The sequence below is a fragment of the Parvibaculum sp. genome (genome assembly GCF_035325945.1).
GTDB lineage: Bacteria > Pseudomonadota > Alphaproteobacteria > Parvibaculales > Parvibaculaceae > Parvibaculum.
On record NZ_DAOKYX010000008.1, the window covers coordinates 78,259 to 92,586 of the forward strand.

The 14,328-nt window shown below is 65.7% G+C and carries 11 protein-coding genes; 2 read left to right on the forward strand and 9 right to left on the reverse strand.

Annotated elements, in window-relative coordinates; translation table 11 throughout:
* Window positions 1-13 precede the first annotated feature (13 nt).
* From PKA57_RS06495 to PKA57_RS06515, 5 genes are all read right to left on the reverse strand, one after another.
* Entirely contained in the window at window positions 14-1,033 is a 1,020-nt protein-coding gene (locus PKA57_RS06495; protein WP_349254746.1) for an ABC transporter ATP-binding protein, read from the reverse strand.
* 75 nt (window positions 1,034-1,108) lie between these two features.
* Window positions 1,109-2,533, reverse strand: a complete 1,425-nt coding sequence (locus PKA57_RS06500; RefSeq protein WP_324298718.1) for a gamma-aminobutyraldehyde dehydrogenase — start codon at window positions 2,531-2,533, stop codon at window positions 1,109-1,111.
* 298 nt (window positions 2,534-2,831) lie between these two features.
* Complete coding sequence (locus tag PKA57_RS06505; RefSeq protein ID WP_324298720.1) at window positions 2,832-3,752, reverse strand: LysR family transcriptional regulator; 921 nt, start codon at window positions 3,750-3,752, stop codon at window positions 2,832-2,834.
* 35 nt (window positions 3,753-3,787) lie between these two features.
* Window positions 3,788-5,068: a lytic murein transglycosylase gene (locus PKA57_RS06510; protein WP_324298722.1), complete on the reverse strand. Its 1,281-nt coding sequence runs from the start codon at window positions 5,066-5,068 to the stop codon at window positions 3,788-3,790.
* Between the two features lie 139 nt (window positions 5,069-5,207).
* Entirely contained in the window at window positions 5,208-7,175 is a 1,968-nt protein-coding gene (locus PKA57_RS06515; protein WP_324298724.1) for a beta-galactosidase, read from the reverse strand.
* 115 nt (window positions 7,176-7,290) lie between these two features.
* On the opposite strand from PKA57_RS06515, the gene PKA57_RS06520 reads away from it, so the two are divergent.
* Together PKA57_RS06520 and PKA57_RS06525 are read left to right on the forward strand one after the other, a co-directional pair.
* Window positions 7,291-7,605, forward strand: coding sequence for a YciI family protein (locus PKA57_RS06520; protein ID WP_324298726.1), 315 nt, complete (start codon window positions 7,291-7,293; stop codon window positions 7,603-7,605).
* A 55-nt stretch (window positions 7,606-7,660) separates the two neighbouring features.
* Entirely contained in the window at window positions 7,661-8,974 is a 1,314-nt protein-coding gene (locus PKA57_RS06525; protein WP_324298728.1) for an alpha-glucosidase/alpha-galactosidase, read from the forward strand.
* Between the two features lie 7 nt (window positions 8,975-8,981).
* Here the strand turns inward: PKA57_RS06525 and galK are convergent, their stop codons facing one another.
* The 4 genes from galK to PKA57_RS06545 are packed head-to-tail and all read right to left on the reverse strand — an operon-like array spanning window position 8,982 to window position 14,004.
* Window positions 8,982-10,034: a galactokinase gene (galK, locus tag PKA57_RS06530; RefSeq protein ID WP_324298730.1), complete on the reverse strand. Its 1,053-nt coding sequence runs from the start codon at window positions 10,032-10,034 to the stop codon at window positions 8,982-8,984.
* Window positions 10,031-11,077 carry a galactose-1-phosphate uridylyltransferase gene (gene galT, locus PKA57_RS06535; protein ID WP_324298732.1) on the reverse strand — a complete coding sequence of 349 codons (1,047 nt, stop codon included), beginning with the start codon at window positions 11,075-11,077 and terminating at the stop codon, window positions 10,031-10,033. Before galT ends, galK begins: the two co-directional genes overlap by 4 nt.
* A 7-nt stretch (window positions 11,078-11,084) precedes the next feature.
* The gene (rfaE1, locus tag PKA57_RS06540) at window positions 11,085-12,548 is read right to left on the reverse strand and encodes a D-glycero-beta-D-manno-heptose-7-phosphate kinase (RefSeq protein ID WP_324298734.1); all 1,464 of its coding nucleotides are present in this window, start codon (window positions 12,546-12,548) and stop codon (window positions 11,085-11,087) included.
* A gap of 22 nt (window positions 12,549-12,570) precedes the next feature.
* On the reverse strand, window positions 12,571-14,004 hold the full coding sequence (locus PKA57_RS06545) for a mannose-1-phosphate guanylyltransferase/mannose-6-phosphate isomerase (RefSeq protein ID WP_324298736.1): 1,434 nt from the start codon (window positions 14,002-14,004) through the stop codon (window positions 12,571-12,573).
* Window positions 14,005-14,328: the final 324 nt, after the last annotated feature.

Sequence of the window (14,328 nt, forward strand, 5' to 3'; positions counted from 1 at the left end):
TTCCTGGATGGTTTCACCGAAGCTCGAACAGGTTGTCCGGACGCCACGCAACTTGCACTCTGCTGCCCTGCTCCTCCCGGAAGCAGGCCGTCGTACGGTCGAAATTCTGGCGGATGGCGACGATCCTCGTGCCGTCGGCAAGCCCCACCGCATAGCGGGTGAACGTGCCGACATAGACAGCCTCGATGACGATGCCTTCCTCGGTGTGAAGTCCTGCCTCGTCGAAGAGCTGGCCGAGCGGCGCGACGCGCACCTTTTCCGGCCGCAGCACGAAGCGTCTGCCGTCGCGTTTCAGTATGTTCGACGTGCCGACGAAGCCGGCGACGAACTCGTCCGCCGGTTCCTCATAGACCTCCGTCGGCGAACCGATCTGCACGATGCGGCCCTGATTGAAGATGGCGATGCGATCGCTCATCGTCAGCGCCTCTTCCTGATCGTGCGTCACATAGAGGAAGGTGATCTTCACCTCCTCCTGAATACGCTTGAGTTCGGATTGCATTTCCTGGCGCAGCTTCAGATCGAGTGCGCCGAGCGGCTCGTCGAGCAACAGAACCTTCGGCCGGTTCACGATGGCGCGCGCAAGCCCGACACGCTGGCGCTGGCCGCCCGACAGTTGCGCCGGCTGGCGCTCGCCGAAGTTTTCGAGCCGGACCATGCGCAGCGCTTCTTCCACACGCACCGTGCATTCGTGCTTGGGCACGCCCTTCGCGTGAAGCCCATAGGCGATATTCTCCGCAACCGTCATATGCGGAAAGAGCGCGTAGTCCTGAAACACCGTATTGATGTCGCGCTCATAGGGCGGCTTGCCGGTCACATCGGCGCCGCTTAGCTCGATCACGCCGCGATCCGGCTTCTCGAAACCGGCGATGAGCCTCAGCGTCGTCGTCTTGCCGGAACCGGAGGGGCCGAGCAGCGTGTAGAACTCGCCACGGCGGACTTCGAGATCGACATGCTCGACCGCCACCGTCTCCTTATACGCCTTGCGCACGCCTTCGAGACGAACGATCACGGGCTCGACATCGCCATCCGGCATCGGGCCGCTCTCCGCCTGATCTTCGTTCCGCGCGAAGCTGCTCAACGTCACCTCTTCCCCAAGCTCAAACCCGGATCAGTGTTTCACCATCACATGCCGCACGACCGAATAGTCCTCCAGCGCATAGGCCGACAGGTCTTTTCCGTAGCCGGATGATTTCATACCGCCATGTGGCATCTCGTTCGCCAGCATGAAATGCGTGTTGACCCATGTGCAGCCATATTGAAGCCGCGCCGCGGTCTGCATCGCCTTGGAAATATCGCGGGTCCACACCGATGAGGCGAGGCCGTATTGGGAATCGTTCGCCCAGCCGATCGCCTGCTCCACATCGTCGAAGCGCGTGATCGAAACGACCGGGCCGAAGACCTCCCGCTGCACGATCTCGTCTTCCTGCCGCGCGCCAGCTATCACTGTGGGCTCATAGAAGAAACCGTTGCCCGCGCCCGGCTTGCCACCCGTCAGCACCTCGACATGCTTCTGCGCCCGCGCCCGCTCCACGAAGCTCGACACGCGGCTGCGCTGCCTCTCGCTGATGAGCGGGCCGAGTTCGACGCCTTCATCCTCCGGCCCGCCGAACTTGATGCCCGAGACGGCGCTGGCGAGATCGGCCGCCACCTTGTCGTAAACCTTCGCGCCCGCATAGATGCGGCAGGCCGCCGTGCAGTCCTGCCCGGCATTGTAATAGCCGAAGGTACGGACGCCCTCGACCACGGCGTCGATATCGGCGTCGTCGAAGACGATGACGGGCGCCTTGCCGCCAAGCTCGAGATGCGTGCGCTTGAGCGTGCCGGTCGCGGCTTCGAGCACCTTGCGGCCGGTGGCGATGTCGCCGGTGAGCGAGGTCATGTGCACGCCCGGATGCGAGACGAGCGGCGCGCCGACCGTTTCGCCCCGGCCGAGGACGAGGTTCCACACACCGGCAGGGAAAAGCTCGGCCATGATCTCGGCCAGTTTCAGCGTCGTCAGCGGCGTCTGTTCGGACGGCTTCAGCACGACCGCATTGCCCGCCGCGAGCGCGGGCGCGATCTTCCAGGCAGCCATCATCAGCGGATAGTTCCAGGGCGCGATCGAGGCGACGACGCCGACGGGGTCGCGGCGGATCATGCTGGTGAGGCCGGGCAGATATTCACCTGCCGCGCTACCGTTCATGCAACGCGCGGCGCCCGCGAAGAAGCGGAAGCAATCGACGATGGCGGGGATTTCATCCTCGAGCACGCGCGGATAGGGCTTTCCGCAGTTGAGGCTTTCGAGCTTCGCGAATGCTTCCGCATCCGCCTCGATCCGGTCGGCGAGCTTCAGCAGAAGGCCCGACCGCTCGGCGGGCGTCGTCCGCCCCCAGCTCGCGAAGGCGCGGCTCGCCGCAGCGACGGCCTGGTTGATCTGATCTTTCGATGCCGAGGGTATCCTGGCGATCAGGGCGCCCGTCGCCGGGTTGAGGATGTCCTCCTCCGGCCCCGCGCCCTGCACGAACTTGCCGTCGATAAAGAGCCTGGTTTGCATCACGCCTCTCCCCTGGGCTTGCCGCGAAACCTCATGGCCGCGCGCCCCTTCAGACAGGCGGGCCTCGACCGGCAAAAGGCGCCGGGCGGCCCGCGAAGGCTCGGGGCGGCAGTCTGTCAAGAAATGCTAGGGCAGGTTTTTTCCGATTGAAAATCGGAAAATCCGCGCTATCCGTTCGGAAAATCAGATAGCTAGAGCGTTTCCAGCAAAAGCGGAAACCGCTTTTGTGGTTCGGAAATGCGACAAATCAGATAACCGGCGCATCCGTTTCCATCCCGTCGAAACGGGTACTCAGGCGTCAGATTCCCGGCGAGCGGCGCCTTGCGGCGGGGGGCGTGTACTCCCGGCACATATCGAGAAACTGGCTCGCCGTGGGCCTGAGCGGCGCGCCCCGCCGCCAGACGAGCCCCACATCCACGGTCGGGATGGGATTGGCGAGTTCCCGCGCCTCCAGCCTGTCGCCTTCGAGCGACCAGGGGCGATAGGCCATGTCCGGCAGCGTCGCGAGCCCGACCCCCATGCCGACAAGGCTCCTGACCGCCTCAACCGAGGAGGTGCGCAGCACGATGTTGGGCGTGAGCCCCTCCTCCTGCCAATAGGAAGTCGTCGTCTCGATGAGTTCGTCGACGGCCAGCATGATGAGCGGCTCGGCGGCAAGATCGCTCAGCGTAAGGACGTTATGCGAAAGGAGCCCGTGGCCTGCCGGGAGCCAGATGCGCCAGGGCGAGCGAATGAGAATTTCCGATTCGAGCGCCTGCCGATCCTGGAGGTTGGAAACGAGCAGCAGACCCACATCGAGCTCGCCATTGACGAGCAGATGTTCGAGATAGGTGCGCTCGTCCTCGACCACGCGCACATCGACCTGCGGGAAGACCCGGCGGAAGCGCGCAAGGAGATCGGCGAGATAATAACCCGACACCATGGGCGTCACGCCCACATTGAGATCGCCGGACATCGCCTCCGGCCGCGCGCTGACCGCGCGGCGCGCATCCGCCACCGCCGCCGTGATGCGCCGGGCATGGAGGAGAAGCTGGTGCCCCTCATGCGTGAGGCGGACGCCCTTCGCGTGGCGCACGAAGAGCTCCGCCCCCATTTCATATTCGAGCGCCTGGATCGCGGAGGTGATGGCCGATTGCGAGATGCTGAGTTCCTGCGCCGCGCGCGAAACGGATTCCGTTTCCGCGGCGGCGATGAAATATCGGATCTGGCGCAGGTTCATGGGCGTTCACATCAGCGAAGCGGCCGGCTGTCCCCTCAATTCGTCCGCATCTTCTCCAGCAGCGAAGCGGTCGGATAGCCGTCCGGCGGCCAGCCGATTGTCCTTTGATAGTCGCGGATAGCCTTGCGTGTGTTGTAGCCGATGATCCCGTCGACCTTGCCGTGATCATAGCCCTTGGCAGTCAGAAGCGATTGCAGCTCCTCGCGTTCGCTCCTCGTCAGCGGGCGCTCGTCGAGCGGCCAGCTTCCCCTGATCTCACCCTCGCCACGGAACCTGTCGCCGAGCAGACAGACCGCCAGCGCGTAAGAAGTCGAGGCGTTATAGGCGAGCACCGTGCGGAAATTCTGCAGCACGAGGAAGGCCGGCCCCTTGTGCCCCGCGGGAAGCAGGAGCGAGGCTTTCTCGTTCACGTCGGTGGCGGGGAAGGCCCGTCCGTCGGCCCGCTTCAGGCCGAGCTTTTGCCACTCCGCGACGGTCTTGGTCAGCGCCATGTCCGCAAGCGCATAGTCGAAGTCCACTGGCATGACGACCTCGAAGCCCCAATGGCTGCCCGTCTGCCAGCCCGAGACATTCAGATATTGCGCGGTCGAGGCGAGCGTGTCGGCCGTCGAGTGCCATATGTCGCGCCGTCCGTCGCCATCGAAATCGACGGCATGGGCGAGATAGGTCGTCGGGATGAACTGCGTCTGCCCCATGGCCCCCGCCCAGGAGCCGAGCATTTCCTCGGGCTGGATGTCGCCATTCTGGATGATCTTGAGCGCGGCGATGAGCTGCGAGCGGCCGAAATCCGGCCGCCGCCCCTCGAAGCCGAGCGTCGCCAGCGAGCGGACGACGCTCTTCGTGCCCATGAAGTCTCCGTAATTGGACTCAAGGCCCCAGATCGCCACCACGACCTGCCGGTCGACGCCATAAGCCTTCTCGATCCGGTCGAGGAGCGCCCTGTTCTCGGCGAGGAGCGCCTTGCCGCGCTCCACCCGCTTGTCGGAAAGCGCGCCGCCGAGATAGTCCCAGACCGGCTTCACGAATTCAGGCTGGCTCTGATCGGCCTCGACCACCGTCTCGTCGGGCCTCACGCCGCTCATGGCACGATTGAAGGTCGCCGCATTGATTCCGGCCTTCATGGCGTCAAGGCGGAAGGCCGTCAGCCAGTCGGCGAAGCGCTGGTCGTTCTCACTGATGGGAGGAGCCATGGGCAGGCGCGTTTCGGGAACGTGGCGCGCGCGCGCATCCGCGCATCCCCCAAGGCCCAGCCCGGCAACGAGAAACACGACACCCGACATCAGCCGAAAAAGGCCGCGCGGACAGACGATCGACATGAAGCGACTCCAGCGGGAATATGAAGCACAAGGCTAAGGCGTAGCACGGAAAAGTGTAAGCGCAATTCCGGTCGCACCCGGCGCCCGCGCCCCTCCGGGCGGCGATACGATGAGAATGCCGCAATCGGACGAACGCCCTTCAATACCCCTCCTTCAGAACGGCGACGCCGCCGACCCCGAGCAGCCGTTCACCCAGCACGAGCTCCCCCGCCGCCAGCGATGAAATATCCTGCTCGCCCGGTCCGTAATTGAAGATGAAGCGATAGGGCCCGCGCCGCCGCGTCCTGACGCCCTGCGGCAGGCGCTCGATGGCGAGCCCCGCCTCGCGCGCCAGCCTTTCGAGGAGCCCTTCGAGCAGGCCCGCGTCGGGCGAGCCTGCGAGATAATAGGCGCCGCCCCGCCTTGTGAGCGCTGGATGGCCATCGCCCGTCCTCGCGACGATTTCCGCATCCTCGGCCACGACGAATTCGCGCCAGCGGTCGAATTTTCGCGCCTCGTTGCCGTAATTGACCGGCACCGCCGCATAGGACCTGAAGCTTTCGGCCCGCGTGACCTTGATGCCGAGAAGGGCGGCGAGCGGCCCCGGCGCGAGATTGGCCGGGATCTGATGCGAGGCCGTGCGGCTTCCCGAGCGCGGCAGAACGAGAAGCCGCCCGTCGAAACTTTCGAGCGAGGCGGCAAGGCGCGGCGGCACATAGGGCGTCGAGGGCAGGATCGCCAGCGCATAGGCCGAGAGATTGGCGTCGGGCCCCACAATGTCGATATCGAGGCCGAAACTTCGCAGCGTACGGTAGATGAGGAAGACCTGTTCGATATAGGAGAAGTTCTGGCCCTGCGGCTGCGTGCGCAGGAACCACTGCGCCTCATAGGAATAGATGAGGGCCACGCGCGCGGGCGCCGCCCTGCCAAGCTCGCCGAGCCGGGCGAGATCGCGGGCAAGCTCCTTCACCTCGAAATAGGCCCGGTCGGGCTCGTTGTTCGGCAGGTTGAGCCCGGCATGGAACTGCTCCTGCGCGAAGGGCGCCTGCCGCCAGCGGAAATAGGACACCATCTCCGCCCCATGGGCGAAGCCTTCGAGGCCCCAGAGGCGCACAAGGCCCGGCATCGCATCGGTGTTGTAGGCCGCCCAGTTCACGGGCCCCGGCTGCTGTTCCATGATCGCGAAGCGCCCCCGCCCTGCGCCGCGATAGAGATCGTGATGGAAGCCCTGAAGGTCGGGGTCGCCCGTCCGGGCATAGGCCGCCTTGTGCGCCGGATCGGCCGGAAAGACATCGAGACTGCCGAGCGGATAGGAATCCCATGTCGCCACGTCGAGGTCCTTCATCACCTCGTAATGGTCGAAGTCGACATGGAAGGTCATGAAGTTGTGAACGATGTCGCGCCCCGGCGAGAGCGCGCGGATGATGTCGGCCTGCACGCGGTTGAACTCGCGCACCTGGTCCGACGAGTAGCGCTCAAAATCGGCCCGGTGCGAGGGGTTCGTTTCCGTCACCGCGCCCGATGGCAGGTCGATCTCGTCGAAGTCGCGATATTCCATGCTCCAGAAGACATTGCCCCAGGCCGCGTTGAGCGCCGCGATGGAGCCGTAGCGCGCCTTGAGCCAGCGGCGGAAGCCGAGCCGCGCGGCGGAGGAATAGGAGCGCACGGTATTGTGGCAGCCATATTCATTGTCGGTCTGCCAGGCGACGACGCCCGGATGATCGCCGAAGCGCTCGGCAAGCGCGCGCACGATGCGGGCGCATTCATGCCGGTAGCCCGCATGGGAGAAACAATAATGCCGCCGCGAGCCGAAGGCGCGCACGCGGCCGCGATGATCGACGGCCAGCATGTCGGGCATCTTGTCGACGAGCCATTTCGGCGGCGTCGCCGTCGGCGTGCCGAGAATGACGCCGAGCCCATGGGCATGGAGCACGTCAATCGCGCGGGCGAGCCAGTCGAATTCGAGGCGGCCGGGATCAGGCTCGAGCCGCGACCAGGCGAATTCGCCGATGCGGACGCGTGAGATGCCTGCCTCGCGCATGCGCCGCGCATCGTCTGCCCACATCGTCTCCGGCCAGTGCTCCGGATAGTAGCAGACACCGATCGCCGCGCCGCCCGCCTTCGCCATATTCCGCTCCCTCCCGATTCCTCTCCACGAGCTTGCCGGAATTTGCGGCCGCCGCAAGCCCGCTCGCGCCGTCCGCCGAATTGTTCTAGGAAGATGGTGCGGAAGGGAGGCGCAAATGCTCTATCTCGACATTCTGAAATATGTGCGGCCGGTGGCAGAGGTCGATGCCCATCTCGAGGCCCATCGCGAATGGCTCCGGCGAGGCTTCGACGAGGGGCTCGTGCTGATGGCCGGCCGGCGCGACCCGCGTATGGGCGGCGTCATCCTCATCAAGGCGTCCACCCTCGATGAAGCGCGTCGCTACGCGGAGGCGGACCCCTACATCACCGCGGGCGTCGCCGAATACGACCTCATCGCCTTTGAACCGACGCTGCGCAGCGCCGATACACCCGAACACTGGGCTCCCGCCGCCCGCATCATGGGCGATTGACGGGAAAGCCGCGCTCGCCGATCCTCGGCGGCGGATATTCCGGGGAGGGACGCGCGTGACCAAAGTCTGCATGATCGGTGCCGGCAGCACCGTCTTCATGAAAAATCTCGTCGGCGACATTCTGCTGAACGACATCTTCGCCGATATCGAGATCGCGCTTCACGACATCGATGAGGCGCGGCTCAGAACCTCGCAGATCGTCGCGGGCAAGATCGCGGAATCGCTCTCCGTCTCCCCACGGATCACCGCCACGACCGACCGGCGCGCGGCGCTCAAGGGCGCGGATTTCGTCATCGTCATGATCCAGGTCGCAGGCTACAAGCCCGGCACCGTCATCGACTTCGAGATCCCGAAGAAATACGGGCTCCGCCAGACCATCGCCGACACGCTCGGCATTGGCGGCATCATGCGCGGCCTTCGCACCGTGCCCGTGCTCCTCGATATCGCCAACGACATGCGCGAACTCTGCCCACGGGCGCTCATGCTCCAATATGTGAACCCGATGGCGATCAATTGCTGGGCGCTGGCGAAGCTCGCGCCCGACATCGCCCATGTCGGGCTTTGCCACTCCGTGCAGGGAACGGCCTTCGAACTCGCCAACGATCTCGGCGAGAACTACAAGGACATCCGCTATCAATGCGCCGGCATCAACCACATGGCCTTCTATTCGCGCTTCGAGAAGCTCCATGCGGACGGAACGCGCGAAGACCTCTATCCACGCCTGCGCCAGATCGCGGCGGAGGGCCGCGAGCCCCATTGGAACAGGGTCCGCTACGAGGTGCTGCGGCGCACGGGCTATTTTGTCACCGAGTCGAGCGAGCATTTCGCCGAATACGTGCCCTGGTTCATCAAGCGCGACAGGGCCGATCTCATTTCGGAATTCAACATTCCGCTCGATGAATATATCCGCCGCTGTGAGGAGCAGATCGCGGCCTGGGAGGCGCAGGAGCGCGAACTTGTCGGCGCGAACAGGATCGACGTCCGCTTCTCCGGCGAATATGGCGCGAAGATCATGCGCGCGGTCGTGACCGGCAAGCCGACCGTCATCAACGGAAATGTCGCCAATCGCGGCCTCATCGACAATCTGCCGGAGGGTGCTTGCGTCGAGGTGCCATGCCTCGTCGATGCGAACGGCATCACGCCGACGCGGCAGGGCGCGCTGCCGCCCCACCTAGCCGCGCTCATGCAGACGAACATCAACGTGCAGGCGCTGACGGTCGAGGCGATCGCGACGGGCAAGCGCGAGCATATCTATCATGCGGCCATGCTCGATCCGCACACGGCGGCGGAGCTTTCGCTCGATCAGATATGGTCGCTCGTCGACGATCTCATCGAGGCGCATGGCGACTGGCTGCCGAAATTCCACTGAAGGAATATCAGAGCGAGACGGCCCACGCCTTCGGGTGACGCGCGCCGACGCGCCGCCACCAATCCTCCGCCTCGTCCGGCGCGATGAGCGCGACAACGCATCCGCCGAACCCTGCACCAGTGAGCCGCGCGCCACGTGCGCCCTCGCCAAGCGCCGTTTCCACGAGCCTGTCGAGCGCCTCCGTCGAAACCTCGTAATCCTCGGCGAGCGAGCGATGGCTCTCCGTCATCAGCGCGCCGAACGCGTCGGCATCCGCGGCCTCGAGCGCATCGAAGGCGGCGAGGACGCGCGCATTCTCGCCGACCACATGCCGCACGCGGGCGCGAAGCTCGCCCTCGGGCAAGGATGAAAGCATCGCGGGCGCCGCATCCCGGAGCGCGCGAAGGCCGAGACGCCGCGCCGCCTCCTCCACTGCCGCGCGCCGCGCATTATAGGCGCCATCGACAAGCCGCCGCTCGACGCCGCAATGAATGACGGCGAAGCGGAAACTCTCCGGCACGGCGGCAAGTCGCGCCTCGTTCGTCCGGCAATCGAGAAGCAGCGCATGGCCCTCGCGCCCGACGGAGGACGCCATCTGATCGAGAATGCCGCATTGAAGCCCGCAATAAAGGTTCTCTGCCGCCTGCCCCGCCCTCGCAATCTCGATATCGTCGAGCACAGCACCGGTGAGCGCAAGGCTCGCGCGGATGACGGCGATTTCGAGCGCGGCGGAGGACGACACGCCCGCCCCCTGCGGTACGTCGGAGCGGATGAGCACCTCGACAGGCGGCACCTCGATGCCGCGCTTCAGAAGTTCGGCGATCGGACCTGCCACATAATCGGTCCAGTCGCGGCGCGGCGGAGCCTTGGGGTCGAAGTCGCGCGTCTCGCCATTGTCGAGGCTCGTCGCGCGAAAGCGCGCCGACCGCGCCATCGCGACATGCGTGCGCCGAGCGAGCGGCATGGGAAGGCAGAAGCCGTCCGCATAATCCGTGTGATCGCCGATGAGATTGACGCGGCCGGGCGCGGACGCCGCCGCCTCGGGCGCACATCCATATGTTTTCTCAAATGCCGCCTTCATCGCGCGCCACCGACCGCGCGGAGCCGTGCGGCGGCTTCCTCCGGCGGTACATCGACGAGAAAAACCCCCGAGCCCTGCTCGACGCCCGCGAGATATTTGAGCTTCGCCCGGTCGCGGCGAAAGGGCTTGATCTCGATCGTCATGTGGAAGGTCGCGTCATGGCCTGCGGGCGCCGACTGCACGGTGAGAATATAGGGCATGGGCATGCCGAAGAGCCGGTCGAGCCGCCGCAGCGCATCGCCGAGCGCGGACGCAAGCTCTGCGCGTTCCTCCGCATCGAGATGCTGCGGGCCGGGCACGCGCCGCCGCGGAGCGAGCCAGACCTCGAAGGGATACATCGCGAAGGGCGGCACGAGCGCAACGGCGCGCGCTCCCCGATGAAGAAAGAGAGCCGGATCGGCTTCCTCGATCATCCGTGCCACGACCGGCGCCGCCGCCTGCGCTTCGGCCGCGCGGGCGATCTGCCCCGGCACAAAGCCGAAGGCATAGATCTGGCCATGCGGATGATGGAGCGTCACGCCGATTTCCTCGCCGCGATTCTCGAACGGCATGACGGCGGCGAAACCCATCTCGCGAAGCGCTGCGATGCGCGCGCCCCAGACCTCGATCAGAAGGTCGATGCGCTCGTCGGGCAGCGTTGCGAGTGAGCCGCGATGATCCGCCGAGAAAACGACGACCTCGCAGCGGCCGCGCGCCGGCGCGCTTCTGACGCCGGCAATTCCGGGCGCGTCGCCCGCCTCCGCGAAAGCGGGAAATCGGTTTTCGAAAACGGCGATCTCGAAATCCGTGAACGGAATTTCACCTGTGGCTCCGTCACGCGCGGGACAGAGCGGACAATCGCTTTCCTCGGGGAGAAAAGTGCGGGCCTGCCGAGCGCCCGCATATCCGACCCATTCCTGACGGAGCGGATGCCAGCGCAGATGCGGCGGCACGCCGCCTGCGGGCGGAAACTCGGCGCCCGCTGCCCCTTCATGCGCCGCGCGGCCATAGAGCAGGAGTTCGCGCCCGTCCGCCTTTCTGTGCCGGTGGAGGTGGAACACCATCGCCGCGTCAGCCGCCCATCCTCTCGACCGTCTTCGTCGTGCTGAAGCCCGGCACGAGATCGATCACCTCGACGCGCCCGCCATAGCTCTGCACGAAGGAGGCGCCGACGATCGTTTCGACCGTGTAGTCGCCGCCCTTGATGAGCACGTCCGGCCGCAAGCCCTCGATGAGTTTTTCGGGCGTGTCCTCCTCGAAGATGACGACGAGATCGACGCTTGCAAGCGATGCAAGCACGGTCGCGCGGGCGATGTCGCGCTGGATCGGCCGCGTCGGCCCCTTGAGCCGCGTCACCGAGGCATCGCTGTTGAGCCCGACGACGAGCCGGTCGCAAAGCGCGCGCGACTGCGCGAGCAGCGAGACATGGCCCGGGTGCAGAAGATCGAAGCAGCCATTGGTGAAGCCGACGCGGAGCCCCTTGCGGCGCCAGCCGGCCACGATGTCCTGCGCCGCATGCAACGTCACGACCTTGTGCTCGATGGAGGAAAGTTCGTGCTCGCGAAGCTTGGCCGCAAGCTCGTCCGCATAGACGACCGCCGTGCCGACCTTGCCGACGACGATGCCCGCCGCCGCGTTGGCGAGCGCCGCCGCCTCGACAAGCGGAAGCCCCGCCGCGAGCGCCGCGGCGAGAGTCGAGACGACCGTGTCGCCCGCGCCGGAAACGTCGAAGACCTCGCGCGCCTCGGCGGGCAGATGCGCCACCTCGCCCGAGTCGCGGATGACACTCATCCCCTCCTGGCTGCGGGTCACGATCATGGCGCCGATGCCCGCGCTGGCGACGATCCTGCGCGCCGCCTCCACAATGGCCTCGCTGCCCTCGAGAGCGCCGCCCGCCGCTTCGGCAAGCTCCTTGCGATTGGGCGTGACCACGCTCGCGCCGCGATAGAGGCCGAAGTCGCGCCCCTTCGGATCGACAATGACCGGAATGCCCGCCTTGCGCGCCGCCGCGATCGCGGCCGCGAGAACCGAAGGCGTGAGCACGCCCTTGCCATAGTCGGAGAGCACCATCACCGCCGCGCCGGCGACGAGCGCGCCGATCCGCCCGACAAGCTCCTGCTCCAGTGCCGGGGCAAGCGGCGTTCCCGTCTCGCGATCGGCGCGGAGAATCTGCTGGCCCATCGACACATAGCGCGCCTTCACGGTGGAGCGACGCGCCGGATCGACGACGAGGCTCGCCTCGAGGTCAGGCACGGCGGCAAGCATGCGGCCGATCTCCTCGCCCGCCTCGTCGCGGCCCACGACCGACGCGAAACTCACGCGCGCGCCCAGCGCCGCGAGATTACGCGCGACATTGCCCGCGCCGCCGAGCATCGCCTTTTCCTCGCGCACCCTCAGCACCGGGATCGGACCTTCGGGCGAGATGCGCTCGACATCTCCATAGACATAGCGGTCGAGCATGACATCGCCGATACAGAGAACTCTCGCTCCCTTCAGCGTCTCGACCTTCATGGCCAGATGTTGCTTATCGCTCATTCTTTCCCGGTCCTCCGGCCGCTCATTCGGCAGCCGAGGCATCTGTATTGCGCCCATAGACATCATCGAAGCGAACGATGTCGTCCTCGCCGAGATAGTCGCCCGACTGCACCTCGATGATGCTGAGGGGCTCGGGACCCGGATTTTCGAGCCGGTGCCTGGTGCCGACCGGAATGTAGGTCGACTGGTTCTCGGCCAGCATCCGCGTCTCCTCGCCGACCGTCACCCGCGCCGTGCCGCTCACCACGACCCAATGCTCCGCCCGGCGATGATGAAGTTGCAGCGAAAGCGAGGCGCCCGGATAAACCATCAGATGTTTGACCTGATGCCGCTCGCCATTGTTGAGGCCTTCATAATAGCCCCATGGCCGGTAGACGCGGTTGTGCGCCTCATGCTCCGTCCGACCGGCGGCCGCAAGCTGTTCGACGACCTTCTTCACGTCCTGCACGCGGTCGCGCGCGGCGACCAGCAGCACGTCGCCCGTCTCGACGATGACGAGATTTTCAACCCCGAGCGTCGCGACAAGCCCTGTCTCAGCGCGCACGAAGCAATCCTGCGTCTCATGCGCGATGACATCGCCCGTGACCACGTTGCCTTTCGCGTCCTTCTCGCCGATCTCCCAGAGCGCCGACCAGCTTCCGATGTCGCTCCAGCCCATATCGACCGGCACCACCGCCGCATCCTTCGTGTGCTCCATCACCGCATAGTCGATGGAAAGCGACGGGCACGCGCCGAAGGAGGCCGCCTCGAGCCGCAGGAAATCGAGATCGCGAACGCCCTTCCTGACCGCCATGGCGGCTTCCGCGGCAATGGCCGGGCAATGCACGCGCATTTCCTCGAGGATGCGATCGGCGCGGAACAGGAAGATGCCCGCATTCCAGTCATAGCCGCCCGAGGCGAGATAGGCTTCGGCGGTGGCGAGATCCGGCTTCTCGACGAAGCGATCGACGGCGAAGGCGCCGTCATCGAGCGGCTGCCCGCGGCGGATATAGCCATAGCCGGTTTCAGGGCCCGTGGGGACGATACCGAAAGTGACGAGCTTTCCCGCGCGCGCAAGCGCAGCGCCCCTGGCGATCGCCTTGTGAAAGGCGGCGACATCGCGAATGTGATGGTCGGCCGGCAGCAGGAGCACGAGCCCTTCGGGATCGCGAGCCTGCACATAGGCGGCGGCGACCGCCGTCGCCGGAGCGGTGTTCCGTCCCACCGGCTCGAGCAGATGGGCGAGCGGAACGAGGCCCGTGTCCCGCATCTGCTGGGCGATGATGAAGCGGTGCTCCTCGTTCGACACCACGATGGGGGCGGCGAAGGCCCCGTCGCCGCTCACACGAAGCGCCGTCTCGACCAGCATCGCCCGATCGGAGACGAGCGGCAGAAGCTGCTTTGGATAAAGCGACCGGGAAACGGGCCACAGTCTCGACCCCACACCGCCCGACAGGATCACCGGATAGATCGTCACAAGTTTCTTCCCCAGTCCGCTTGTTACCAAGTCCGCCTTTTACCAAATCCGCTTCGCCTCAGCTCGGCGTAAACCACATCGAGCATGTGTCATGCATCTGTGGCCGCGGCTTCCGCACCATAGCATTATCGACGCAAAACGGCACAGAGAGCCCGCCTGAGGGGCCCCGCCCCTCTTTATCCGCCCATTCGCCGCCCGACGAAAGCGTCTACCGCCGCGCCGCCCGGTTTTCCGGCATTTCCGAGGCCCCCGGCGCGCCCGATAGGGCCCTAGGTCATGTTGACAAACTTCTGACCCAGAGGCGAGCAGCAACTATTTGAATGA